At 55.8% G+C, this 24,280-nt stretch carries 19 protein-coding genes and 2 pseudogenes; 15 read left to right on the top strand and 6 right to left on the bottom strand.

Going from position 1 to position 24,280, the window contains the following annotated elements; genetic code table 11:
- Positions 1–61: 61 nt before the first annotated feature.
- A pseudogene (locus RSO68_RS02435) lies at positions 62–468 on the top strand (arsenate reductase/protein-tyrosine-phosphatase family protein).
- Positions 469–507: 39 nt separating this feature from the next.
- Here the strand turns inward: RSO68_RS02435 and cysQ are convergent.
- The 4 genes from cysQ to RSO68_RS02415 form a co-directional block, all read right to left on the bottom strand.
- Complete coding sequence (cysQ, locus tag RSO68_RS02430; protein WP_315585309.1) at positions 508–1,290, bottom strand: 3'(2'),5'-bisphosphate nucleotidase CysQ; 783 nt, start codon at positions 1,288–1,290, stop codon at positions 508–510.
- Between the two features lie 72 nt (positions 1,291–1,362).
- Positions 1,363–3,267 (bottom strand): sulfate adenylyltransferase subunit CysN, encoded by a 1,905-nt coding sequence (gene cysN / locus RSO68_RS02425; protein WP_315585308.1) that lies wholly within the window; start codon positions 3,265–3,267, stop codon positions 1,363–1,365.
- Complete coding sequence (gene cysD, locus RSO68_RS02420; RefSeq protein ID WP_315585307.1) at positions 3,267–4,169, bottom strand: sulfate adenylyltransferase subunit CysD; 903 nt, start codon at positions 4,167–4,169, stop codon at positions 3,267–3,269. Before cysD ends, cysN begins: the two co-directional genes overlap by 1 nt.
- Before the next feature lie 38 nt (positions 4,170–4,207).
- Complete coding sequence (locus tag RSO68_RS02415; RefSeq protein WP_315585306.1) at positions 4,208–5,038, bottom strand: helix-turn-helix domain-containing protein; 831 nt, start codon at positions 5,036–5,038, stop codon at positions 4,208–4,210.
- A 148-nt stretch (positions 5,039–5,186) separates the two neighbouring features.
- On the opposite strand from RSO68_RS02415, the gene RSO68_RS02410 reads away from it, so the two are divergent.
- The 8 genes from RSO68_RS02410 (at position 5,187) to RSO68_RS02375 (ending at position 15,158) form a co-directional block, all read left to right on the top strand.
- Positions 5,187–6,914, top strand: coding sequence for an SLC13 family permease (locus RSO68_RS02410; RefSeq protein WP_315585305.1), 1,728 nt, complete (start codon positions 5,187–5,189; stop codon positions 6,912–6,914).
- 680 nt (positions 6,915–7,594) lie between these two features.
- A complete protein-coding gene (locus tag RSO68_RS02405) occupies positions 7,595–9,304 on the top strand; it encodes an ABC transporter ATP-binding protein (protein ID WP_315585304.1) in 1,710 nt (569 codons plus the stop codon).
- A gap of 27 nt (positions 9,305–9,331) precedes the next feature.
- Positions 9,332–10,936, top strand: a complete 1,605-nt coding sequence (locus tag RSO68_RS02400; RefSeq protein WP_315585303.1) for an aldolase catalytic domain-containing protein — start codon at positions 9,332–9,334, stop codon at positions 10,934–10,936.
- Positions 10,933–11,625 (top strand): acylneuraminate cytidylyltransferase family protein, encoded by a 693-nt coding sequence (locus tag RSO68_RS02395; RefSeq protein ID WP_315585302.1) that lies wholly within the window; start codon positions 10,933–10,935, stop codon positions 11,623–11,625. The genes RSO68_RS02400 and RSO68_RS02395 overlap by 4 nt, the downstream gene beginning before the upstream one ends.
- Positions 11,622–12,302, top strand: coding sequence for an HAD family hydrolase (locus RSO68_RS02390; protein WP_315585301.1), 681 nt, complete (start codon positions 11,622–11,624; stop codon positions 12,300–12,302). Before RSO68_RS02395 ends, RSO68_RS02390 begins: the two co-directional genes overlap by 4 nt.
- A 29-nt stretch (positions 12,303–12,331) precedes the next feature.
- Positions 12,332–13,393, top strand: a complete 1,062-nt coding sequence (locus RSO68_RS02385) for a hypothetical protein (protein WP_315585300.1) — start codon at positions 12,332–12,334, stop codon at positions 13,391–13,393.
- Positions 13,390–14,163, top strand: coding sequence for a sulfotransferase family 2 domain-containing protein (locus RSO68_RS02380; RefSeq protein WP_315585299.1), 774 nt, complete (start codon positions 13,390–13,392; stop codon positions 14,161–14,163). The genes RSO68_RS02385 and RSO68_RS02380 overlap by 4 nt, the downstream gene beginning before the upstream one ends.
- Positions 14,164–14,192: 29 nt before the next feature.
- Complete coding sequence (locus RSO68_RS02375; RefSeq protein WP_315585298.1) at positions 14,193–15,158, top strand: glycosyltransferase family 2 protein; 966 nt, start codon at positions 14,193–14,195, stop codon at positions 15,156–15,158.
- A 188-nt stretch (positions 15,159–15,346) separates the two neighbouring features.
- Here the strand turns inward: RSO68_RS02375 and RSO68_RS02370 are convergent.
- A pseudogene (locus RSO68_RS02370) lies at positions 15,347–15,814 on the bottom strand (transposase); the annotation flags it as partial.
- A 118-nt stretch (positions 15,815–15,932) separates the two neighbouring features.
- The gene (locus RSO68_RS02365) at positions 15,933–16,136 is read right to left on the bottom strand and encodes a hypothetical protein (RefSeq protein ID WP_315585297.1); all 204 of its coding nucleotides are present in this window, start codon (positions 16,134–16,136) and stop codon (positions 15,933–15,935) included.
- Between the two features lie 607 nt (positions 16,137–16,743).
- On the opposite strand from RSO68_RS02365, the gene RSO68_RS02360 reads away from it, so the two are divergent.
- From RSO68_RS02360 to RSO68_RS02335, 6 genes are all read left to right on the top strand, one after another.
- A complete protein-coding gene (locus RSO68_RS02360; protein ID WP_315585296.1) occupies positions 16,744–17,571 on the top strand; it encodes a glycosyltransferase family 2 protein in 828 nt (275 codons plus the stop codon).
- A 92-nt stretch (positions 17,572–17,663) separates the two neighbouring features.
- Positions 17,664–18,656, top strand: coding sequence for a glycosyltransferase (locus tag RSO68_RS02355; protein WP_315585295.1), 993 nt, complete (start codon positions 17,664–17,666; stop codon positions 18,654–18,656).
- Positions 18,653–19,762 carry a glycosyltransferase gene (locus tag RSO68_RS02350; protein ID WP_315585294.1) on the top strand — a complete coding sequence of 370 codons (1,110 nt, stop codon included), beginning with the start codon at positions 18,653–18,655 and terminating at the stop codon, positions 19,760–19,762. Before RSO68_RS02355 ends, RSO68_RS02350 begins: the two co-directional genes overlap by 4 nt.
- Before the next feature lies 1 nt (position 19,763).
- Positions 19,764–20,777, top strand: a complete 1,014-nt coding sequence (gene galE, locus RSO68_RS02345) for a UDP-glucose 4-epimerase GalE (RefSeq protein WP_315585293.1) — start codon at positions 19,764–19,766, stop codon at positions 20,775–20,777.
- Positions 20,777–22,795, top strand: coding sequence for an asparagine synthase (glutamine-hydrolyzing) (asnB, locus tag RSO68_RS02340; RefSeq protein WP_315585292.1), 2,019 nt, complete (start codon positions 20,777–20,779; stop codon positions 22,793–22,795). The genes galE and asnB overlap by 1 nt, the downstream gene beginning before the upstream one ends.
- Before the next feature lie 137 nt (positions 22,796–22,932).
- On the top strand, positions 22,933–24,246 hold the full coding sequence (locus RSO68_RS02335; protein WP_315585291.1) for a hypothetical protein: 1,314 nt from the start codon (positions 22,933–22,935) through the stop codon (positions 24,244–24,246).
- Positions 24,247–24,280 lie beyond the last annotated feature (34 nt).

The following is a 24,280-nucleotide window of genomic DNA, read 5'->3' as shown; positions in this document are numbered from 1 at the left end:
CGATCAATGGTATTCAGCAGGTCGGAGTGCGTCGGCCCCTGCCTACCGCCTGGTTCGAATCATGAAGGAAAAGCCCGCGATGTTTCATCACATCCTGGTGGTTTGCACCGGCAACATCTGCCGCAGCCCTGTGGCTGCGGCGATGCTCGCTCGTGCGCTGCCGAATCACAGGGTGGAATCCGTCGGCCTAGGCGCGCTGGAGGGTCACGGTGTCGAGTCGACCGCCAGCTCACCGTCGAGATGGTTCGAGAGGCCGACATCATGCTGGTGATGAGCGAAGGCCAGCGCCAGGCGGTGGGTCAGCTCGACCCCGAGGCCCTGGGTAAGACCCTGCTGCTGGTGCGCTGGCTGGAGGCGCAGCGGGGCAGGGAGATTCCCGACCCCTATCGGCAAGCTCCTGCCATGTTCGGTAGGGTGCATCGCCTGCTGCGCGAAGCCTGTGAGGCCTGGGCGGCTCGACTCGGTTGAGCCGGTAAAGCCCGTTCGACTTATAGGGCTAAAAGGCAATCAGTGGCTTCCCCAGACCACGAAGTAGGGATTCAGGTGCTGCTCGGGCGTGGCATAAGAGAGCGGCTGCCTCTCCAGGGTCTCGACGCGACCGCCGGCCTGTTCGACCACGGCATGAGCAGCGCCGGTATCCCACAGGCATGTCGGTCCGAGGCGTGGGTAGACATCTGCTGCGCCTTCGGCGATCAGGCAGAGTTTCAGCGAGCTGCCCATGGGGACCATCTTGTGCGCCCCTAGCTTCTCCAGCCATTCGGCGAGATCGGGGCTGGGATGGGATCGACTGCCCACCACCCTCCAGGCGGCGCCTTCGGCGGGCTTGCCGGTGACGCTGATAGGCTCTCGCTCGCCGCTCTGACCTTCGCCCCAGGCCACCTTGAAGGATCCCACCCCTTCAGCAGCGAGGTAGGACACATCCAGCGCCGGTGCGACGACCACGCCGAGCACCGGCTTGCCGTGCTCGATCAGCGCGATATTCACCGTGAACTCGCCGTTACGCTTGATGAACTCCTTGGTGCCGTCCAGCGGGTCGACCAGCCAGTAGCGTCCGTCGGCATCCGGCCCGTCGAAGCCCTCGGTATGCTCCTCGGAAAGCACCGGGATGCTCTCCGGCAGGGCGTTCAGCCCGGCAACAATGAACTCATGGGCTGCCTTGTCGGCCTCGGTGAGCAGGCTCTTGTCGGCCTTCTCTTCGATGGAAAAGTCGCGGGCGTAGACGGCCATGATGGCCTGCCCGGCATCTTTGGCGATGCGCTCGACGTCGTTCAATAGTTGTGCAGATGACATAGCAATCTCAGCAAGCTTTGGGGTCAGCCCCCCCCCTCAGGGAACTTTGGGGTCTGACCCCGCAGGGGGGGGTTAGGCGATGATCTGGCGCTCACGCAACAGCGCGATGATCGCGTCGGCGGCTTCTTCGGTGGTCATCTCCGGGGTTTTGAGGTGCAGATCCGGGTTCTCCGGCGCCTCGTAGGCCGAGTCGATGCCGGTGAAGTTCTTCAGTTCGCCGCGGCGCGCCTTTCGGTAGAGCCCCTTGGGGTCGCGCTCCTCGGCCACGTCGAGCGGCGTGTCGACGAAGATCTCGATGAACTCGCCGTCTTCGACCAGGTCTCGGGCCAGCTGGCGCTCGCTGCGGAAGGGTGAGATGAAGGCGGTCAGTACGACCAGGCCGGCATCCACCATCAGCTTGGCCATCTCGCCCACCCGGCGGATGTTCTCGACGCGATCGGCATCGGTGAAGCCCAGGTCGCGGTTGAGGCCGTGGCGCACGTTGTCGCCATCCAGCAGGTAGGTGTGCTGGCCGGCGGCGTGCAGCTTCTTCTCCACCAAGTTGGCGATGCTCGACTTGCCGGCGCCGGAGAGGCCGGTGAACCACAGCACCGCGGGCTGCTGGGCCTTGGAGAGGGCGCGCGCCTGCTTGTCGATATCCACGTGCTGCATGTGGATGTTCTGGCTGCGCCGCAGGGCGAAGTGCAGCATGCCGGCGCCGACCGTATTGTTGGTCATGCGGTCGATGAGGATGAAACCGCCGGTGTCCTGGCTCTCCTGATAGGGATCGAAAGCCACGGGCTTGTTCAGGCTCAGGGTGCAGATGCCGATGCCGTTGAGATCCAGCTGCTTGGCCGCGGTGTGCTCCAGGGTGTTGACGTTCACCTGGTACTTGATGTCGGTGACGGTGGCCGAGACGGTCTGGGTGCCCAGCTTCATCAGGTAGGGGCGGCCCGGCAGTAGCGGTTGCTCGTGCATCCATACCAGGGTGGTCTCGAACTGGTCGGCGGTCTGGCTCGGCTGCTCGACGCCGGAGATGATGTCGCCGCGCGAGATGTCGATCTCGTCATTCAGCAGCAGGGTGATGGACTGGCCGGCCACGGCCTCGTCCAGATCCCCGTCCCAGGTGTAGATGCGCGATACCGTACTGGTCTTGCCGGAGGGCTGCACGCGAATGGCGTCGCCGGGCTTGACCGTGCCGCTGGTGACCATGCCGGTGAAGCCGCGGAAGTCCAGGTTGGGACGGTTGACCCACTGCACCGGCAGGCGGAAGGGATCGCGCTGCAGGCGCTCGTCGTCGACCTCCACGGTCTCCAGGTAGGCCATCAGCGTCGGGCCGTGATACCAGGGCATGTGGTGGCCGTGCTCGATGACGTTGTCACCCTTGAGCGCCGACATGGGGATGAAGGTGATGTTCTCCAGCCCCAGTTGCTTGGCGAAGGCCCGGTACTCCTCGACGATCTCCTCGAAGCGCGCCCTGGAGTAGTCCACCAGGTCCATCTTGTTGATCGCCACCACGACCTTGCGCATGCCGATCAGCGACATCAAAAAGCTGTGGCGGCGGGTCTGGGTGAGGATGCCGTGACGGGCATCGACCATCAGGATGGCGGCGTCGGCGTTGGAGGCGCCGTTCACCATGTTGCGGGTGTACTGCTCGTGCCCCGGGGTGTCGGCGACGATGAACTTGCGCTTGTCGGTGGAGAAGAAGCGGTAGGCCACGTCGATGGTGATGCCCTGCTCGCGCTCCGCGGCCAGGCCATCGACCAGCAGCGCGAAGTCTATCTCGGTGCCCTGGGTGCCGTACTTCTTCGAATCCGCCTCGATGGCGGCCAGCTGGTCCTCGAACAGCAGCTTGGACTCGAACAGCAGGCGGCCGATCAGCGTGCTCTTGCCGTCATCCACGCTGCCGCAGGTGATGAAGCACAGCAGGCCCTTGTGCTCGTGGGACTTGAGGTAGCCGGCGATGTCATCGGCGATCAGGTCGGAGGAATGAGCCATCAGAAGTACCCCTCTTGCTTTTTCTTTTCCATCGACGCGGCGCTGTCATGGTCGATCACCCGGCCCTGGCGCTCGGAGGTGTTGGTCAGCAGCATCTCCTGGATGATCGCCGGCAGGGTGTCGGCCTCGGACTCGATGGCGCCGGTCAGCGGATAGCAGCCCAGGGTGCGGAAGCGCACCTTGCGCATCATTGGCACCTCGCCGGGCTCCAGCGGCATGCGCTCGTCGTCGACCATGATCAGCGTGCCGTCGCGCTCCACCACCGGGCGTTCGGCGGAGTAGTAGAGCGGCACGATGGGGATATCCTGCAGGTAGATGTACTGCCAGATATCCAGCTCGGTCCAGTTGGAGAGCGGGAAGACGCGGATCGACTCGCCCTTGTGCTTGCGGGTGTTGTAGAGCTTCCACAGCTCCGGGCGCTGGTTCTTGGGGTCCCAACGGTGCTGGGCGGTACGGAAGGAGAAGATGCGCTCCTTGGCGCGGGACTTCTCCTCGTCGCGCCGCGCCCCGCCGAAGGCGGCATCGAAGCCGTACTTGTCCATCGCCTGCTTGAGGCCCTCGGTCTTCATCACATCGGTGTGGATGGCCGAGCCGTGGGTGAAGGGGTTGATATCCTTCTCGATGCCCTCGGGATTGATATGTACCAGCAGGTCCATGCCGACTTCCTCGGCCATGCGGTCGCGGAACTCGTACATGGCCCGGAACTTCCAGCGGGTATCCACGTGCAGCAGCGGAAAGGGCGGCGGGGAAGGCGCGAAGGCCTTGCGTGCCAGGTGCAGCATCACCGCGCTGTCCTTGCCGACGGAGTAGAGCATCACCGGATTCTCGGTCTCCGCGACCACCTCGCGCATGATCTGGATGCTCTCGGCCTCCAGGCGCTGTAAGTGTGTGAGTGTCGTCATGGGCTTTCCATCCAAAGAGAATGTTGGGGTCAGACCCCTCAGCGAATTTTGGGGTCTGACCCCAAGCGAAGGTTCGGCAGCGTGTTGATCAGGTGGAACTGCGGGTGATCCTTGAGCCAGGCCTGGATCTCCGGGCTGGCCTGAAACCAGGCGCCGTGGAAGAGCAGGGCGACGGGACCCTCGGCGGCCAGTCGTTCGAACATCGTCAGGTAGTCGTTGGCTTGGGGTGGCGCCGGTAGGCAGCGAGTGAAGAGGGCGCCGCGCTTGCCATGCAGATAGAGCTGGTAGCGGCGGGGGACGTTGTCCGCCGACTTCGCGGCCATCGCCACGCGAACCCCGCCCTGCCAGTTGGCGCCGCCGGCCTGGCGGACCTGCTCGAGCACCGGCTGCACCTGCTGGCGAACCCAGCGACCCGCGGTGGAGCGCTTGCGGGCCAGGCCTTCCAGCGACAGCGGGGACGGTTTCAGGTCTTGCGCCTCCAGCCAGTGCTCGATGGCGCGCGGCGACACCTCGCGCCCGCTACCATCACCCGGTGCCTCGGCAGTCAGGTCCTTGGCGAGACCAGCCGCCAGATCCTGGCTGCTCCAGGCCGGCCGGGGAGGTTCGGGCTGCTCGGCCAGGAGTCGCCACAGGACGCCTTGTTCACGCTCACCAAGCGAGCTCGCCTGGCCCGGCCGGCGTCCCCGTTGGCGCACCGGCACGGTCTCCCAGCCGCCGTCCCGGAAGGCCTTCCAGGCGGCCGACACCGTGGGCGCGGAAAGCCCGGTCCGCTTGGCCACCTCGGCCACGGTATGGCCATCCAGGCGCAGCCGAACGGCCTCCAGTCGGCGCTCATTCAGCACTTCAGGCGATAAATGTTTAGTGTTCAATACGTTACCAAGCCATTGAATATACTGGATATTAAATCGATAGGCGCAAAACGTATTACCCCGTATTCGACATCATCATAAAACCACCAGTAGAATCCCACAAGCTAGATTCAACCCCGCCCTTAACAACAATCGAGGACGAGCCACCATGATGACCTGGGCGGTACTGATCTCCATCGCGGCCTTGCTGACCCTGCTGATCACCGGGTGGGTGCGTCCGTCCATCGCCTTCGTCAGCCTGGCCGGGGCCTACCTGCTGTTCGGGCTGGTGGATACCGCCACGCTGCTGCGCCAATACTCCAACCCGGCGCTGGCCACCCTCATGCTGCTGCTGCTGGTCTCGCTGGCGCTGGAGCGCACCCCGCTGCTCGACTGGCTCTCCCAGCGGCTGCTGCGGGGGCGGCCAAGCACCGCCACGGCTCGCTTGATGGGCACCAGTGCCGTGTTGTCGGCCTTCCTCAACAATACCGCCGTGGTGGCCGCCTTCCTGGGGGCCATATCGCGGCAGAAGCGCATCGCCCCTTCGCGGTTGCTGATCCCGCTTTCCTACGCCTCCATCCTGGGCGGCATGACGACGCTCGTGGGCACCTCCACCAACCTGGTGGTCAACTCCTTAGCCCTGAGTAGCGCCGGCTTCGAGCTGGGCATGTTCCAGTTCAGCCTGGTCGGCATACCGGTGGCGCTGCTCACCTTCGTCGTGCTGCTGTGGCGGGCCCGGTCTCTCCCGCATCACATGCCGGAGGAGGCTGTCGACAAGCTCTCCTACTTCCTGGCCGCCGATCTGCAGCCTGGCTCCGAGCTGATCGACCGAAGCATCGAGGCCAACGGCCTGCGCAGCCTGGATGGACTCTACTTGCTGGAGATCGAACGGCAGGGGAGGCTGATCAGCCCGGTGGGGCCGGAGGAGATCCTGCAAGCGGATGATACTTTGGTGTTCACCGGCGAGGTGGGCAAGGTCCAGGCGCTTCAGCGCTTCCCGGGGCTCAAGCTGTTCGGGCACCAGGCTGATGCCTTGTTGGCGACCAATCTCGTCGAGGTGGTGATCGCCCACGAATCAGAGCTTGCGGGCCGCACCTTGCAGGAGGTGGACTTTCGCAGCATGTTCAATGCGGGCGTGGTGGGCATTCGTCGTGGGGACAAGCGTCTCGAGGGGCAGCTTGGGCAAATCCCCCTGAGAACCGGCGACTGCCTGCTGATGGCCGTGGGTAGCGACTTCCGTCAGCACCGCAATCTCGATCGCAACTTCCACCTGCTCAGCGGCAGCCTGACACGCCCGAGGCTCCGTCCTGTGGCGAGTGGGCTGACCCTGGCCGGCTTTGCCTGCGTCATCGGCATGGCCGCCCTGGAGTTGATGCCGCTGTTCCACGGCCTGCTGCTACTGATGGCGGGCCTGCTAATCGGCAAGGTGCTCAGCGCGGCCGAGCTGCGCCGTTGTTTCCCCTTCGAGCTGTGGGTCATCATCGGCTCCGCGCTGGCCATCGCGCAGGGGCTCGAGAGCTCCGGCGCCGCCGGTCTGCTCGCCCAAGGCATGCAGGAATTGTTCAATGGCCACGGCGTCTACGCCGCCTTCATCGGCTGCTATTTCCTGTCGCTGCTGTTGACTGAGACGGTGACCAACAATGCCGCCGCGGCGCTGGCCTTCCCCGTGGCCTGGGCCACCGCCCAGGCCTTTGGCGCTGAGCCCATGCCCTTCATCATGGCCGTGGCCTACGGTGCCAGCGCCTGCTTCCTCATCCCCTACGGTTACCAGACCCACCTGATGGTCTACTCAGCGGGGCGCTATCGCGTGGGCGACTTCCTCAGGGTCGGGCTGCCGGTCAGTCTGACCTACTCGGCCGCCGTGCTGCTGATCACGCCCCTAGTTTTCCCCTTCTGAGAAAGGACACGCTGCAGCGCAGTTGTGAGCGCTGTAGGCAGCCTGTATCCTCCGCAAACCAATTCGCCTTAGCTTTCGAGTGCCGCTTTTTTTCGCTGAGTCGGAGCTCAGCGTGGAGCAAGTCTGCGCGGTTGCGTAGAATGGCGCGTCCATCAATGTATATCGGTGCGGGGGCGAGTCCTATCCAGCTACATCTTTGTTTTTTAAGGGCATGGGAAAGCGCCCGGGAAAATTCTCGGGCGGTAGCGTGCCCGAAGCTTTATCAGGCGAGGGTAGTGGTGCTGTCTGCATGCTTCACTCTAATCTCATCAACCCATCTGGTCCGAGCCTGGCAGCGTACCTACGCCTGCCGTCCCTGATTACCAGCTGCTCCAACAACTACTACCATTATCGATTTCCATAGAAGCTGATTCCGCTAGGGTATATTGACGGCTACGGTTGCTGTAATGTTGCACGTTATTTTTACTCGATAGATTATCGTTGACTTTATTGTTTTTTTGAATAAAAGGCTCAGTGATACTCGTGGTGCATCTTTAGAGCACATGCTGAACTTCGTTTAATTCCCTTTTGATTCACCAAACATCTGGCCCCACATGTTCTCTCGACTCAAACGACTATATCAACTTCTCACCACCGAGCAGCGCAAGAGGCTCCTTGGTCTCCAGATTTTGGTGGTGCTGATGGCCTTTTCGGAAGTGGCGGGCGTTGCCGCCATTGGGCCCTTCATGGCCGTGGTCGGAGATGTCAGCCGCCTTGAGGGAGGCGGAACGCTGGCCAACCTCTATGCTTTCAGTGGCCTGGAGACTCCTCGGCAATTCCTTTTTTGGCTCGGTATTGCTGTGTTACTGGCTTTGACTGTCGCTGCACTGATTTCAATGTACGTGACGTGGCGGCTCGCGCTCTACGCACAGCAAATCGGCGCGGAGCTTTCCACTCGGCTGTATCACTACTATATGCATCAGCCTTGGCTTTTCCACGCCAGCGGCAGCAGCAGCCAGCTTACTAACAAGATTGCTCAGGAAACCGCTCGCATTACCAACAATGTTATCCAGCCGCTGATGCAGATGAATGCCAAGGGCATTCTGGCGCTGGTCATGTCCACAGCTATCTTTCTCTTCAATCCGCTGGTAGCGATTACCGGGTTGTTATTGTTCGGGATCGCCTATGTGTTGCTCTACCGAACTGTGCGCCTGCGCCTCTCACGTAACGGAAAAGCTATAACGCGCAATAACCAGCTGCGCTTCAAGTTGATGAGTGAAGGCTTTGGTGGCATCAAAGACACCCTTCTGCTCGGTCGTCAGGCGAACTTTAATCAGCGATTTGCTTTTGTCAGCCAAGAACTTGGCCGCGCTCGAGGCATAACTGCCGGGCTCTCCCAGGTACCGCGCTATGCCATGGAGTTGATCGCTTTTGCCGCAGTGATCTTTTTGATCCTCTACCTGCTGGTCGCCTATGACAGCAACCTTGGTGAGATTCTGCCGGTGCTCTCCGTTTACGCCATGGCGGGTTTCAAGCTGCTTCCCGCCTTCCAGCAGATGTACACAAGCCTGGCGAATGTGAAAGGCAATATCGCTGCCTTCGATAGCCTGGAAGAAGACCTAGTAGCCAGCCACCATACCAGTCCGGATAAGGATGCAACTGTCGCTGGCAAATATTTACCCCAGACGGGGATCGCTCTGGACAACATTCACTTTCGCTATCCTGGCAAGGAAGAGAAGGCTCTGAACGGTCTGACGCTGCATATCCCGTGTAACGAGGTTATAGGCCTAGTTGGTGCTTCGGGCTCAGGGAAGTCAACGGCTATCGATATCTTGCTTGGCCTGATGACGCCTCATCAGGGGGCACTTAAGGTTGATGGCAGCTCACTGTCGGGAGACGCTTTGCGCGCCTGGCAGAACAGCGTGGGCTTTGTCCCGCAGGCGATCTTCCTGGCTGATGCCAGCATCCGCGAAAACATCGCCTTTGGCCTGGCGCCCTATCAGATCAATGATGAGCGCGTAATTCGCGCCGCCAAGATGGCACACCTTGATGAATTGCTAGAACGCCTGCCCGAAGGCCTTGACACCTGCGTGGGCGAACGCGGCATCCAGCTATCCGGCGGCCAGCGCCAGCGCATCGGCATTGCTCGTGCTTTGTATAACGATGCCGAAGTCCTAGTCTTGGACGAAGCTACCAGCGCTCTGGATGGTATCACGGAAAAGCTGGTGATGGATGCTATCCATGACTTCTCTGGAAAGAAGACTATCATCATGATTGCGCACCGTCTGGCCACGGTAAAGCATTGCAACACTATATATGTGCTGGCCAATGGCCATGTGGTTGACCAAGGTAGTTATGGTGAATTGGCAGATCGTAACGATTTATTCCGGCGTATGGCAGATCATGCCTGATTGAAACCGGGTGGACTGAGGTGATATATGATATTTCTGGACTGCACTCTTCGCGATGGCGGCTACTACAATGCTTGGGATTTTTCATTTGATCTTATTAACCAGTACCTGAATGCCACGGAAGCCGCCGGCGTTGATGTTGTAGAGCTCGGCTTCCGCTCGTTAAAAAACCAGGGTTTCCAGGGCCCCTGTGCCTTTACCACCGATGAGTTTATCAGCAGCTTAAACATTCCGGCCAGTTTGGCCGTGAGCGTCATGGTTAATGGTAATGAGCTGGTGGGTGAAGTGCCACAGCAGGAGGCGCTAAAGAGGTTGTTCCCCAATGCGGCGGCGGATTCGCCGGTGGGCCTTGTGCGCATCGCCTGCCACGTCCACGAGTTTGAGGCAGCGCTTCCCGCTGTGACGTGGTTGAAGGAGCGCGGCTATCAGGTTGGCATCAACCTGATGCAGGTGGCGGATCGCAGCGAAGCGGAGGTGAAGGCACTTGCCCGCCAGGCCAAGGCCTACCCCCTGGATGCGCTCTACTTTGCTGACAGCATGGGCAGCATGAACCCGGATCAGGCGGGTCAGATCATCCAGTGGTTCCGCAGCGAGTGGACAGGCTCCATGGGCATACATACCCATGACAACCTAGGCCTGGCACTCTCCAACACCCTGCGGGCGTTGGACGAGGGCGTAACCTGGGTGGACTCCACCGTCACTGGCATGGGCCGTGGGCCTGGCAATGCCCGCACTGAGGAGCTGGCCATGGAGATCGCCGAGCGCCGCGGCAAGCCGGCCAACCTGGTGCCGCTGATGATGCTGCTCCGTGAGCACTTCACGCCCATGCAGGCCCACTATGGTTGGGGCACAAACCCCTACTATTATTTGGCTGGCAAGTACGGTATCCACCCCACCTATATCCAGGAGATGCTCAGTGACTCCCGCTACAGCGAAGAAGACGTGCTGGCGGTGATTGAGCACCTGCGGGTGGAAGGGGGCAAGAAGTTTAGCCTCAACACCTTGGATGCGGCGCGCCACTTCTATCACGGCGAGCCCAAGGGTCGGTGGTCCCCTAGGGAACGCTTTGCCGGTCGCGAGGTATTGTTGCTGGGTACCGGGCCGGGCGTGGCCCGCCACCGTGTGGCCCTGGAGCGCTATATCCGCGACCACCAGCCGCTGGTACTGGCCCTCAATACCCAGAGAGCTATTGATGCCGAACTTATCGACCTGCGGGTGGCCTGCCACCCGGTACGTCTGTTGGCGGACTGTGGGGCGCATACCCGTCTGCCTCAGCCGCTGATCACGCCCTACTCGATGCTGCCGGTGGATGTGCGCGACTCTCTGGGCGAAAAAGAGGTGCTGGACTTCGGTTTGAACGTGCAGGCAGAGTGCTTTGAGTTTGCCGACATGTACTGTACTGCGCCCACATCGCTCGTGATGGCCTACGCCTTTGCAATTGCCGCCAGCGGCGGAGCCGCGAGGCTCTATTTGGCCGGCTTCGATGGCTATCCGGCAGAGGATCCGCGAAATGCGGAAATGAACCGCGTGGTAGAGCAGTTTCAGAAGGCCAACGACACGCTCCCTCTCATCGCCATCACGCCATCGAGGTACAATGTCACCAAGCAAAGTGTGTACGGGATGGACGCATGAGAGATAAGGTAACTTGCTTCCTGCCCTGTCGTGCCGGCAGCCAGCGCGTGGTGAGGAAAAACATCAAGCCCTTTGCCGGTCATCACCATGGCCTGATTCAGATCAAACTCCGTCAGCTGCTCGCAGCGGAAGGGATCGACGAGGTCGTTTTGACCACAAACGATGTCGATATTCTAGCCTATGCTAAATCTTTGGGTGAACCCCGCCTGCGTCTGCATCGTCGTGTCGAGGAACTGTCGTCCAGCGCAACCAGTACGGATCAGCTAGTCCACCACGCGCTTGAGCTTATTCCCAAGGGGCATATCCTATGGACCCATGTGACCTCACCTTTCATCACCGCGAAGCACTATGATGGCGTGATTAGGGCTTACTTCGAACAGCGGAAGCTTGGCTACGATTCATTAATGACCACCACGGCGATTTTCGGGTTCCTTTGGCGAGGTGAGAAGCCGATGAACTATGACCGAACTGTCGAAAAGTGGCCGCGCACTCAAACCCTGGCGCCGGTGCATGAAGTGAATAGCGGTGCCTTCCTGGCCCCTGCCGGCCTTTATCGTGAGCTGGATGACCGTATTGGCCTGCGGCCCTATCTCTACGCCATGGACAAGTTCACCAGTTTCGACATCGACTGGCCAGAAGACTTTTTGATAGCGGAGTGTCTAGTGGAAAAGGAGCTGGCGACGATATGAGCCAGCAGATTTTTGTGGCCGGCTACGCGACCTTGGTCTTCGACTGTGACGGTGTCGTGCTGGACTCCAACAAGGTTAAGACCGAGGGTTTCTACAAGGCGACCCTGCCTTACGGTGAAGCCGCTGCCCAGGCCATGGTCGATTACCACGTTGCTAACGGCGGGGTGTCGCGCTATAAGAAGTTTGCTTACTTTCTGAGAGAGATCGCACCTAACTATGCCGATCAGCAGGGCCCCGACCTGGAGGCGCTGCTGCAGTCCTATGCCGGCCATGTGCGGGATGGGCTCTTGAGCTGTGAGATGGCCCCCGGCCTGGAAGCTCTTCGCCAACAAGCCCCCAACGCCCGCTGGTTGATCGTCTCTGGTGGAGACCAAGCTGAACTCCATGATGTTTTTGCCCGGCGAGCCATCGCCGATTGGTTCGATGGGGGGATCTTCGGAAGCCCCGACACCAAGGGTGAGATACTTGCAAGGGAGCTGGCTAATGGTAATATTCAGCATCCTGCGGTGTTTTTGGGTGATAGCAAATATGACTACCATGCAGCTGTAAATGCCGGCTTAAACTTTGTTTTTGTTGAGAGGTGGAGTGAAATACATAACAAGGAGAGTTTTGTTCGAAAAAATTCAATAAGATCTATTTTTGATGTGAGTGATGTTCAGAAAGTTTTTAAAGAATGAGTCAATATTAGTGTTTTATCGGTGGGCTGATGATAGTTCTGATTGATGGGTTGCCAGCTAGTGGAAAGTCTTTAGTGCGGGGTATGTTAGACAATCATTCCAAAGTATTTTCATGCCCTTTTCACGACCTACTGCCATTGACATTCACTTCGCCGAATTTGGACTATGAAGCACTGAAAGCAAAAGATACGGAGTGGCTTAGAAGTCAATTATCAAAATCCGCTCGATATTATAGGATAGAGCGTATAGCAAGTCAGGAAGAGTTTCATTTTGATATTGGCGGAGGGGAGGTTAAGTCATTTCCGGTGAATCTTGACTTTTATTCATTTGACAGAATGTTTATGTCTTTTCTCCGTAGTATTGAAGAATGGACGCCGCAAAATATCATAGAAGCTTGCTATAAAGTGTTAAATTGTGAGCTGTACGGGAAGATAAATTGTGAAAAGAGAGTGTATGCAACACTAGGTAATGGCGAGATCCATTCTCCTAGGAAATTCTTGGAACGCTTTCCAGACGGTAAAGTTATTTACTTTAATAGAGATATTGAATCAATTGTAGCTGCTTTATGCGAAAGACCTCCTCAGCCTGGAAATTATCGAACACGAGAAAACGAGCATAAAAAAATTTTTAAAAATAGAATAGTCTCAGGTATCGTGCAAGAGTCGTTAGAAAAAAAAATAGAGTTAGATCGTCTTTTCAGAGAATTCCCTGTTAAAGTTCTTTTGCTGGATTTTGATAGCTTCTTTGATGATTTTGAAGTAACGAAAAAGAAGATTGCTCATTTCTTAGGCATTCCTGTCGAAAAGTCGATGGATGAATTCAGTTTTATTGGCTCGAAAATGCCAAAAACTAGTGGGTCGGGGTATTTCGATAAACCCATCGACAACAAAGAAAGTATTCTGTCTAGTGATGAGAGGAACTTGATTGGTTTTTTATACAACCCAACCTTTACTGGGTTGTTTGGTCTTGCGCTAAATAGGGAGTTTTTCTATTTAGCAGTTGAAGCCTACTTAAACTCGTATAAGAAAAAGGCAAAAAATTATTTTTTAAATAAGTTTCTTAAAAAGCCTTTGTTCTCGGGGGTTAGATGATAAAGAAAAGCAATGAGTCATTTTTTTCTAGGCTGGGTAAATTCAGCTTGCTAATCTTAAGAAATCCAAAGCAAGTTAGAACCTATGCCCGTAGTGGTTTGAAGGATAAGTATTCTTTGAGGGATGTGAAAGCAACAGGCATTCTTTTTCTTCATATTCCCAAATGTGCCGGTGTGTCTGTTAATAATGCTCTTTACTCTAGTTTGGGTGCCGGGCATACAGATTTGGATAGAATACTAGTTGGGCTTGGGCCGTTGGAATTTACGAATGTGTTCAAATTCTCTATCGTGAGAAACCCATGGGATCGATTAGTATCAGCCTATTTTTTTTTGAAAAATGGTGGTTTCGGTCAACGTGACAAAGAGTTTTTTGATAGCCATCTTTCACATTATAAAAGTTTTGATCATTTCGTCCGCGATTGGCTGAGTGAAGAAAATGTAATGCGATGGAATCATTTTATCCCTCAGCATAAGTTCTTGTCGATTGTGGGCGGGGTGGTGGATTTAAATTATCTATGTTTTTTTGAGTCACTTGAGGAGGATTTTTCAAATATTTACGATGCTAAGCAATGGGAAAGATTTAAGGGTCTGTCAATGGATAATAAATCTAGTCATAAGGATTACCGTATTTACTACACGGACGAGACAATAAAAGCTGTCGAGTCAGTGTACAAAGAAGATGTGGAGCTGTTTGGCTATGATTTTCACGGTAAGAATTACGAACGACAAGTATCATGGCGTAATAAAGAGTTCCCTTTGGTTTTGAGTTGATTTTGTTTGTTTTTAGCTGGGAGTAAGTGTTGAAGCTTAGCATCGTGATACCCGCGTATAATGTCGAAAGTTATCTGTATGAAGCCCTTTCATCTGTTTTTTCGCAAACAGTTGAGCCGAGCGAGGTCATTGTAATAAATGACGGCAGCACTGACGAAACTTTAAAAATTGCTGAGACATTCTATCATAAGCACCTGAACTATAAAGTGTATACGACAAGAAACAGAGGGTTAGGTCTAGCACGAAATTATGGGATGGAAAAGTCGAGCGGCGATTATATATATTTCTTTGATTCTGATGATGTTTTAGATGCTCGTTTCATAGAGCGGATGCAGGAAGAAATAAAAAAAAATGAAAATCCAGATCTTGTTTTTTTCTCTGGTGAGTCGTTTTATGATGATGGCTACGATAGTGGTTTCTTCCCTCGTTATGAAAGATCCATTAATCAAGTTTTTGCGACTGGAAAAGACGCCTTTAAAAAATTGAACGAAATAAATGGCTGCTTTTCTTCAGCCTGCTTATATTTGGCTAAGAAAAGTTTTTTTGACCAAAACAAGCTCAGATTTAAGCCCATTTTACATGAAGATGAAGAGATTCTTTTTCCGCTTTTTTTCTTGGCCAAAAAAACTGTTGTCATAGATGAAATTTTTTTTTACCGTAGGGTCAGGCGTGGTTCTATTATGCAGTCAAAAAAGACAAAGAAAAACTTCGAAGGTTATTTGTCAATCATGGAAAGCTTGGTTGAGTTTGGTAAATGCTACCCCGACTTGGTTAAAAGTAACGAAACACACTGGCGGGAAAGAGGTCAGGCGATGTTGATTGCCTCTTTTTTGTTAAAAAAAGGTTTCCGTATTTCGTTTTCTGACCACTTCTCGCTTATCAAGTATTTTTTCTATTTCGCAAATCTTAATACCTCCATTAAGCTGTTGTTTTATAGCACGCCTAAGAGTTTTCAAAATTTTGTTCAAGCGAATAGGCGTGTATTTCGAATGTAATAGATAGAAATGGTATAGGGGGCGATCTCAAATTCCAGCGAAACGCTTTTCAGGAGGAGCGCCCCGTTCTCCGCGGCGGCGACACGATGTCCTAGATGAGTGCCCAGCCGTTGTCGAATATCTCGTAGCGTCCTGCCATGGGTCACCTATTCTGCTGTGGTGTAATGACCCTCTGGTTTCTGCACACCCTACGCCGCTAATGCTGGGTGTGCTCGGGGTGCCACATAGTCCAGAGACTGATGTGGTCGCTCTTCGTTGTAGTACCGGATCCAGCGCTCAATCACGACCCTGGCTTGGCCCAGCGACTCGAAGCGATGGAGCTAGATGCACTCTTCCTTCAAGGAACGGAAGAATCGCTCGACGAGGCCGTTCTGCTCCGGGGTATACGGCGTCGTGAACTCTTGGGTAAGGCCATAGGCCTTTACCGTGCCGGTATAGTGGCGACTGCTGAAAACGAGCCCGTTATCGGAGCGAAGGGCCAACGGCTGCTGGACGCGCCCCAGCGCCCCGAGCCGATAGATCAACGCTTCCTCCAACGCCGCCTCCGCGGTCTTGCTGCTGCCATGGCCCGATAACCGCCAACCGAGGATCTCCCGTGTGCAGCAGTCGATGATCACCGCCAGGCTGGCTCGCCGATCCTTGCCACACCACATGTGGGTGAGATCGGTCGCTCATCGCTCATCCTGTCCTCCTGATGGCTGCACTATACCCTGTGCAGCTATGGAGGGGGTCACTTCAGGTCTTCTGAGTGCTCACGGAATGCTTCATCATCTCTCAGGCGTAGTCGTAACTCAGCGACAGGCGAAGGGATTGCGGAACTTCATTGAGTTTGTCACTAAACCCGATGAACGCCGCTTTGGCCGTGGTTCCAACCACTTTCGCCAGGACCACCATCAAATTGGCCCGCTCCTCCAGCGTGCCGACAGCAGAGTGATTGTTGGCGCCAATAATGAGATTGCCTTCCCAATGGCCAGGCATCAGGCGGTCTTTGATCTCAGGTTGCCGCATATGGATGCTGAACAGCTCGGGAATCTGCTGTCATCGATCTTTTCCACGACTGCATGGTCGATGCTTGCCGTTGCCCTGCCGCAGCAGGCTATTAGTTCCTTCTTAAGGCTGCCATGGAGCACCAGATATAGTGCGTTGTAGATGGCTTCATGCGAGACTCAGCACCGTAATCGTTGGGTGACATGCTCTCAGTGTGTGGGCTATCTTTCCCGGTTACCAGAACTTGCGCAGTAGGTAGATCACTACCTCGAACAGTTCCCCATCGGAATGCAGCTTGGGCAATGTCTGAGCCGATGACGCTTCAATCAAGCCCGGAAGCCCGCTAGGCTGGCATCGTAGCTCTTTCGGGATCGACGGTATGGTGAGCGAGCTTCCGCAACACGACGCTTGATGCACGACCCAGATGAGTGGTAATGGCACGGATCAAGTGCGTGGTTCGCATCATCATGATGGCGACTCGGTCTACAGCAGTGATATTGCGATAGTAATAGGTCATGGAGCCCGCCAACCTAGCATGTCGTCAGAAAATACTTTCCATGTTTTTTTTAATTGATGAATTTTTAGTTTGGTGTGATTTATGGAGAATCTTACGCACTCAGAGTTAATGGTGTCAGTTGTTGTGCCGGTGTCAAATAGACATCAGGAGCTGTTGAGGGCTCTTCTGTCTATTCGCGAGCAAGACTACAAGAATATTGAAGTGATTGTTGTTGAAAATAACTCAAGTGATCCTGGTGAAGTTGAAAGTTTCGCTTTGCAGGCTTCTTTGAGGAAAATGAAGTTCTTCAGTATTAGTGAATGTGCCAATGCGAATGTTGCTAGAAATTTTGGCGTTGGAAAATCTTCAGGAACTTTAATCGCTTTTCTTGATTCTGATGATGAGTGGTTGCCAAATCATATTTCGAATTGTATTGGTGTTTTGCATGATAATTGTGCTGATTTTGTCTATGGCGCAGCTGTAATTGACAACGGGGAGCATGAGTTTGTCAGAGATGCATGGCGGCTTCATGGTTGTGCAGTCAATTATCTTGTTGGTCACGATAATGGCTTTGCCCCAACTTCATCGTATTTAATAAAAAAGAATGTCTTCAAAAGGGTTCTTTGGGACGAAACCTTGTCTCGCCATCAGGATTATGATTTTTTTATAAGATGCTCTTTTTTTAGCAAGATGGTTGTAAACAGGAATGCTGATATAAGAATTCATTGGAAAAAAGGCGAGCTACGAAATTTTTCAGCGCTTTCTATGATTGATTTTTATCATAAGTGGCGAGGGTTTATGGAACCCTCAGTTGAAAGAAGATACATTAAGGGTGCTATAAAAGATTGCGCGATACATAAAGAGCTGGCTTTTTCGTTTTATTTTTTCTGTAAGCTATTTTTTCTTTCTTTGAGAAGAAGGTTTATATAAAATTGATAGTTATTTACTCGCCAAGTGAAAGGGTTTGGGGTGGAGGTCAGATTTATATCGATAATTTGTGCCGTTACCTAAACGACAATGGCATGGAGGCGGTTATTTCAACCTCTGAGCCTGAGACCTTTACTTCGCCAACAATGTGCATGCCGTCAGTTTCCAGTAAAAAAGAGCGACTCCTTTCTGCACCGAGTTTCGCCAAGGGGCTCAAGAGTCGAGATGTAGAAGCTGTTGTGCTCAACGACCTTTCATCTCTTTGGCTTGCGCCCATTTTCCGTTTTTATGGGCTGAAGGTCGTCTCCCTGCTGCATCTTTATCTTCAGCGGAAGAACGAGGCAGGTCTTGGCCATGGGTGGCTGGAAGTTCATCTGTTACGAATGGCAAGCCGTTTCGCCCACCGCGTGTATAGTGTTAACAAAGATAATCAGAAGTCATTTCCGGTTCCGGTAGAGTTCGTGGGTAACTTTATTTCTCCATGGTTTTTCGGCGCGCAGGATTCGGAGAATAAGTGTTACGATCTTGGCTTGATTGCCCGCTTATCAGAAGAAAAGAATGTTCCTCTTTTCGTTCGGCTCGTGGCGAAGCTGAACGAAGTCTCCGAGCGTCCTATTACAGCGTTGATTGTGGGTAGGGGTGAGGAAGAGTCCTTAGTGCGCCGAGAGATCGAGCGATTGGAGATGCAGGAATTGATTGAACTTCGCGCATGGATAGATCGATATGATTTGCCAGGCGTTTACGACCAACTTAAGTGCTTCGCCATTACCAGTCATCACGAAGGCTTTGCTACCACTCTGCTTGAGGCTCATGCCCGAAGCGTACCGGCAATTACCACGCATAGCGCTGGCTATTGCTCCGAATTTGTCGATGAGGTTGTCCCTGTTACAGGTTTAGTTTTCGATCCTCGAGATGTTGAATCAGAGTTTTTTCTGCGTAGAGTGCTTGGGGTGATTGAAGACCATGCCTCATACCGCGAAGGATGTCGCTATAAGGCAGAGCAGTTTACGGAGGAGCGGGTGCTCGGACATATTTACGCAGGCATCAAGAATTTAACCGGAAAGCGTGCTGTTAAGGCTGCAGAATGAAAGTGCTGCTGGTGATTACTAGTCTCAGCGTTGGCGGCGCAGAACGGCTTGTCACCTCGCTTGCGGATGAATATGTAGCTAATGGCCACGAGGTCATACTGGTTCGATTTCACGGTGATGAAGAAGTGCGCCCAAGCGATTCACGAGTGCGGCTGGTAAACCTGGAGATGCAACGCAGCCCACTTGGTGTGTTGACTGCCATGGTTCGTTTGCGGTTCTTGATTCGGTCCTTTCGCGCTGACGTAATTAATAGCCACTTAGTGCATGCCAATATTCTTATCCGGGTGTTACGACTGGTCACACCTATGTCACGGTTAGTTAATAGCATGCATAATTCAAACGAAGAAGGTCTTGGACGGATGCTGGCCTATCGGTTGACTGATCATTTGGCGGATGTTTGCACTAACGTCTCTCAAGAGGCGGTGGAGGCATTCGAAAGGCAGGGCGCATTGAAGCCTGGCCGCATGCTGGCTATTCATAATGGCATCGATACGGAAAGCTTTGTCTTTGACTCGGACGAACGGCAGCGTGTGAGAACAGAACTCGGGCTTGCTGAGAACACCTCGCTGCTGCTGGCTGTAGGGCGATTGTCGGATGCTAAGGATTACCCCAATCTATTGAGAGCCTTTGCCCGACTGGAGGCGTGCCCTATGGTTCCACAGCTGGTGATCGTGGGTGATGGACCGTTACGGCACGATCTTGAAGCTTTGGCCGACTCGCATGGTATAAAAGACCGGGTGCGTTTCCTTGGTGTGCGGCATGACGTTCCGGAGCTGATGTCCGCCTGTGACCTGTTTGTACTTTCTTCGGCTTGGGAGGGCTTCGGGCTGGTGGTGGCAGAGGCCATGTCCTGCAGGCGACCGGTAGTTGCTACGGACTGTGGTGGCGTGCGCGAGGTGGTGGGTAGCGCCGGTTTTCTTGTGCCGCCTAAAGACTCAGCCGCGCTGGGCGAGGCCATTGAACGCGCACTGGGCCTGTCTAATGAAAGACGAGAAAAACTGGGTGCTGCGGCGCGCGAACGAGTGGTAGAGCGCTACTCTTTGCAGGCCACTGCGGAGCGCTATCTGGCTGTGTATGGTAATGATAACCACATATCCAAGGAATGACATGAAGATTCTTGTGACCGGAGGGGCAGGCTATATCGGCTCCCACGCCGTGGTGGCTTTGCTCGAAGCAGGCTATCAGGTAGTTGTGCTAGATAATCTTGTGAACGGTTCAGTAGAAGCGGTGAACCGCGCAGCCGAGTTGGGCGGGGGAGAGGCGACCTTCATCCAGGGCGATGTGAGCGACAGGGCACTGTTGAACAAACTGTTTGCGGAGCACGCCTGCGATGCGGTGATGCACTTCGCGGGACTCAAGTCCGTGGGCGAGAGCGTCGAGCAGCCACTGCGGTACTTTGAGAATAACGTGGCCGGCACGATTACCCTCTGCCAGGCAATGGAGGCAGCCGGGGTGTTTCGGTTGGTTTTCAGCTCCTCGGCTACCGTCTATGGCGAAGAGCACCCCTTGCCTTGGCATGAAGGTTTGCCCACTGGCACGCCGAGCAATCCCTATGGCCGTTCTAAGCTGTTGGTGGAACAATTGCTGTATGATCTCCCCGTCTCGAGCCCGCGCTGGCAGATCAGCATACTGCGTTACTTCAATCCTACTGGCGCCCATGAGAGCGGTCGAATTGGTGAGTCGCCTCAGGGAACGCCCAACAACTTGGTGCCCTATATCGCCCAGGTGGCCACTGGGCTTCGTAAGTCTCTGGCGGTATACGGCAACGACTACCCCACAGTAGATGGCACCGGCGTGCGTGACTACCTGCACGTGATGGATCTGGTGGAGGGCCATCTCGCGGCCATGGTGGCGCTGGACAAGCGCCCGGGGGTGAACGTTTGGAACCTGGGCACCGGCCAGGGGTACTCGGTGCTCGAGATTTTACGTGCCTTCGAGCGGGCCTCTGGGCAGGAAGTGCCCTATCATTTCGCGCCAAGGCGTCAAGGTGATGTGGCGAGTTGCTGGGCAGACCCTGTCAAGGCCCGCGACGAGCTCGGTTGGAAGGCCCAGCGGGATCTGGATGCGATGATGACCGATGTCTGGCACTGGCAGCAGGCCAACCCTGAAGGTTACGCCTGATGTGTGGCATCACCGGATTCTGGGGGCAGTCAGCCTCGAGTGAAGCGATTGCCGAGCATATGGCCACGCAGATCATTCATCGCGGCCCCGACGATGCTGGGGTATGGTCTGAGAAGCAGGCTGGCTTGGCCCTGGCTCATCGACGCCTCTCCATCCTCGATCTCTCTCCTGCTGGCCATCAGCCTATGCACTCGGCCTGCGGCCGGTATGTAATCGCCTTCAATGGCGAAATTTATAATCACGAAAGGCTCAGGAGCAAGGTACGGGGGGCGAGGGGTAAGATACCCCAATGGCAGGGGTCTTCGGATACCGAGACACTGCTGGCGGCTATTTCGCTTTGGGGCGTGGAGGAGACGCTCGAGTGCGCTGTTGGCATGTTTGCCATAGCGCTGTGGGATCGCAAGGAGCAGACGTTGACCTTAGCGAGGGATCGCTTCGGTGAGAAACCGCTCTACTTCGGCTTTGCCCAAGGCCACGGCAATGAAGAAGGTTCGTTGACAGGCCGCGGCCCGCTATTGTTCGGTTCCGAGCTCAAGGCGCTGATGGCCCACCCGGAGTGGCAGGGCACCTTGGCAGAGGGCGTGTTGGAAGACTACCTGCGCTTCGGCTGCGTGGGGGGAGGAGCGAGCATTTTCCAGGGCGTGGCCAAGCTACCGCCGGGTAGCCTGCTGGCCATTACCCAGGCCGATGTGCAGGACGGGCGTCTGCCGGCGCCGGTGCGCTGGTGGTCAGCGGAGCAAACGGCTCTTAGGGCCATGCAGGAGGAGCCTCTGGATGATCCCGAGTTGGCGGTATCCGCCGTGGAGCAGGCATTAGGTCAGTCAGTGCGCAGTCGAATGCTGGCCGATGTGCCCCTGGGTGCCTTCTTATCAGGTGGTATCGATAGCTCCTTGGTCGTTGCGCTGATGCAGCAGCAGGCCGAAGCACCGGTGCGTACCTTTTCGGTTGGCTTCGACGATGCTCGCTACGATGAATCCAGCCATGCCGAGGCGGTAGCCGCCCATCTGGGCACCGAGCACCTCACGCTCCAGGCCACATCAAAGATGGCGTTGGATCTGGTGCCGAAACTGCCGGAACTCTATGACGAGCCCTTCGCGGATTCCTCACAGCTGCCCACTGCACTGGTATCAAAGCTGACCCGTGAACACGTCACCGTGGCGCTCTCCGGCGATGCCGGCGATGAGCTGTTCGGCGGCTACAACCGGCACCTATGGGTGCCGCGGATCTGGCACAAACTCCGGCGCTTGCCGCATCCGGCAAGATGTGCGCTGGGAGCTTCTCTCAAGGCGATTCCGCCCCAGGCCTATGATCGGTTGATGCAGGGTGGGAGCAAGCTGCTACCCAGTCGGTGGCAGGTGCGTACCTTTGGCGAAAAGCTGCATAAGCTGGCCGCAGTACTTGAAAGCTCAAGTGAGCGGGCGTTGTTCGCAGGCGTGGCCTCGATGAACCGCCGGCCTGTATCGTTGCTGGAAGGGGCGGGGCAGGGCGTTGGTGTTGATGCCTTGTTCCCCGCGCTTCAACAGTTCAACAGCGTGGAGTGGATGCTGTTGATGGATACGCTTCACTTCATGGTGGACGACGTGCTGGTGAAGGTGGACCGGGCCAGCATGGCCAGCAGCCTTGAGGTGCGGGTACCCTTCCTTGATCCCAAGGTTTACCGTACTGCCTGGCGCATTCCCACCTCGCTGCGTCTAAAGGTAGGGCAGGGTAAGTGGGTGCTGCGCCAGCTGCTCTATCGCTATGTGCCTCGTGAGCTGATTGAACGCCCCAAGATGGGCTTCGACATTCCACTGGATGCCTGGTTGCGCGGCCCACTGAGGGAGTGGGCGGAGGATCTGTTATCCTCCTCCAGCTTGGCCAACCTTCCTATGCTTAACACTGACCGAGTGCAGCGGCTCTGGCGGGACCACCTCAGAGGGCAGGGCCATCATGCCCAGCAACTCTGGACGGTGCTGCAGCTGCTCGCCTGGCAGCGGCGCTGGAAACCTGGGCTGCCGAGTCATCCAGATAAGCCATAAACCTTGTATTTCCCTCATTATTGGGTATGCCAACGCACATGTGGTCAACGTTCAGGTTTTTTTTTAATTCACTAGCCGGCTGGGTGTTGGCCTCCCCGGGCCGAGTTGGTCTGGCCACGGCCGGTTTCGTGCTGTGTGTGACCTGGTTCATCCAACTGGTGCTGCTGGGTATGCTGCTGCCGAGCTGGAGTGATGGACACGGGCTTATCCCCGGCCAGGACGTCAGCCGCTTTCACCAGGTGGCCGCCGAGCAAGCGGCGATGATCTCCCAGCAGGGCTGGTCCGCCTGGGAGCTTCGTCCTAATGGTTGGGGGATATCGGGGCTGATCTCGGCTTGGTATGCGCTGACTGTCCCGGAGCCTTGGGTACTGGTACCCATTCAGGCAGTGTCGTATGGCGTTAGCCTGGCCATTCTGGCCAGGTTCCTTCATGTGATGACGGGTAATCGACGCCTGGCAGCGGGAATTGTGCTGGCGACGTTGCTGCTTCCCTCCGCGGCCATGATCTATGCGCAGCCTCATAAGGATCTCTATGTTTTTACTGGCCTTATGCTGACTTTAATGGGCTGGTGGCTGCTGTGGGGCATGCAGCAGGCTTTCCTCGTGAAGGGCTGCAGGCTGGCGGTCTTCGGTACGGCGCTGGTCGTGATGGGAGTAGTCCTGGCCTGGGCAGTGAGGCCTTTTTCCGTCGAGATCCTTCAGGGAATCGGTCTGCTTAGCGCGATGTTGCTGCTTGTGGGATTCCTCGTCGAATTCTTCCGCACCCGACGCTTGCATGCAGGCAGCCTTGCCAGTCTGTTGATAGCCATTCTTCTGGTCGTCGGCATGAAGGGTCTGGAATCGTTCGATGCCTTCGACGGCGAATTGCGTGAAGAATCTTCGAGTCAGGGGCAGGCGATCGCGAAAGAGGTTCAGCAGAGGGGCTGGCAAGCTTCCATCTGGCTGCCTTCCGCCGTGGATGATTCTTTGCGTCGGTTGGCCGGGGCGAGGGATCATTTCCTGCGTGGCTATAGTGATGGTCGCTCCGCAGTCGATACAGATGTTCACTACCGTGATGTCGGCGACATTCTTCTTTATACACCACGGGCGCTGCAGATTGGCCTGCTATCACCCTTTCCTGCTCAGTGGTTGCCTCATCCGGAAGCGCCGCCCGTGCGAAACCTCTACCGCACTTTGGCGGGGGTCGAGATGAGTGTCATCTACCTGACATTTCCTTTCCTGGTTTACGCTGCCTGGTGCTGGTGGCGTCGACCGGCGTTCTGGTTATTGCTGGTGCCCTCTCTTGCCTGGGTGATGGTATATGCCTATAGCGTGCCGGTCGTAGGGGCCCTGGTGCGCTACCGCTTCCCGGGCTATATCATGCTTTTGGCGCTGGCGGTTGCCGGGCTCTGCCAGGCGGTGCTGAATTGGCGCGCGAAGCGCTTGGCCATATCTGCGGCTCAAGAAAACTGAACAGCGGCCGTTATGTGTCCGTGGATGCTGACAG

This window comes from Halomonas saccharevitans (assembly GCF_032333995.1).
GTDB classification, from domain to species: domain Bacteria; phylum Pseudomonadota; class Gammaproteobacteria; order Pseudomonadales; family Halomonadaceae; genus Halomonas; species Halomonas saccharevitans.
The sequence above is the reverse complement of the archived record's forward strand: the minus strand, read 5'-3'. Positions and strand labels throughout refer to the sequence as shown.

Excerpts from the sequence above, each read along its gene's own strand:
- asnB (WP_315585292.1), top strand. The coding sequence starts at position 20,777 with ATGTGTGGCATCACCGGATTCTGGGGGCAGTCAGCCTCGAGTGAAGCG.
- RSO68_RS02360 (WP_315585296.1), top strand. The coding sequence starts at position 16,744 with ATGGAGAATCTTACGCACTCAGAGTTAATGGTGTCAGTTGTTGTGCCG.
- galE (WP_315585293.1), top strand. The coding sequence starts at position 19,764 with ATGAAGATTCTTGTGACCGGAGGGGCAGGCTATATCGGCTCCCACGCC.
- cysQ (WP_315585309.1), bottom strand. The coding sequence starts at position 1,290 with ATGTCATCTGCACAACTATTGAACGACGTCGAGCGCATCGCCAAAGAT.
- RSO68_RS02365 (WP_315585297.1), bottom strand. The coding sequence starts at position 16,136 with ATGCCTGGCCATTGGGAAGGCAATCTCATTATTGGCGCCAACAATCAC.
- RSO68_RS02355 (WP_315585295.1), top strand. The coding sequence starts at position 17,664 with ATGGAGGCGGTTATTTCAACCTCTGAGCCTGAGACCTTTACTTCGCCA.
- cysD (WP_315585307.1), bottom strand. The coding sequence starts at position 4,169 with ATGACGACACTCACACACTTACAGCGCCTGGAGGCCGAGAGCATCCAG.
- RSO68_RS02390 (WP_315585301.1), top strand. The coding sequence starts at position 11,622 with ATGAGCCAGCAGATTTTTGTGGCCGGCTACGCGACCTTGGTCTTCGAC.
- RSO68_RS02350 (WP_315585294.1), top strand. The coding sequence starts at position 18,653 with ATGAAAGTGCTGCTGGTGATTACTAGTCTCAGCGTTGGCGGCGCAGAA.
- RSO68_RS02395 (WP_315585302.1), top strand. The coding sequence starts at position 10,933 with ATGAGAGATAAGGTAACTTGCTTCCTGCCCTGTCGTGCCGGCAGCCAG.
- RSO68_RS02380 (WP_315585299.1), top strand. The coding sequence starts at position 13,390 with ATGATAAAGAAAAGCAATGAGTCATTTTTTTCTAGGCTGGGTAAATTC.
- cysN (WP_315585308.1), bottom strand. The coding sequence starts at position 3,267 with ATGGCTCATTCCTCCGACCTGATCGCCGATGACATCGCCGGCTACCTC.
- RSO68_RS02405 (WP_315585304.1), top strand. The coding sequence starts at position 7,595 with ATGGCCTTTTCGGAAGTGGCGGGCGTTGCCGCCATTGGGCCCTTCATG.
- RSO68_RS02400 (WP_315585303.1), top strand. The coding sequence starts at position 9,332 with ATGATATTTCTGGACTGCACTCTTCGCGATGGCGGCTACTACAATGCT.
- RSO68_RS02410 (WP_315585305.1), top strand. The coding sequence starts at position 5,187 with ATGATGACCTGGGCGGTACTGATCTCCATCGCGGCCTTGCTGACCCTG.
- RSO68_RS02385 (WP_315585300.1), top strand. The coding sequence starts at position 12,332 with ATGATAGTTCTGATTGATGGGTTGCCAGCTAGTGGAAAGTCTTTAGTG.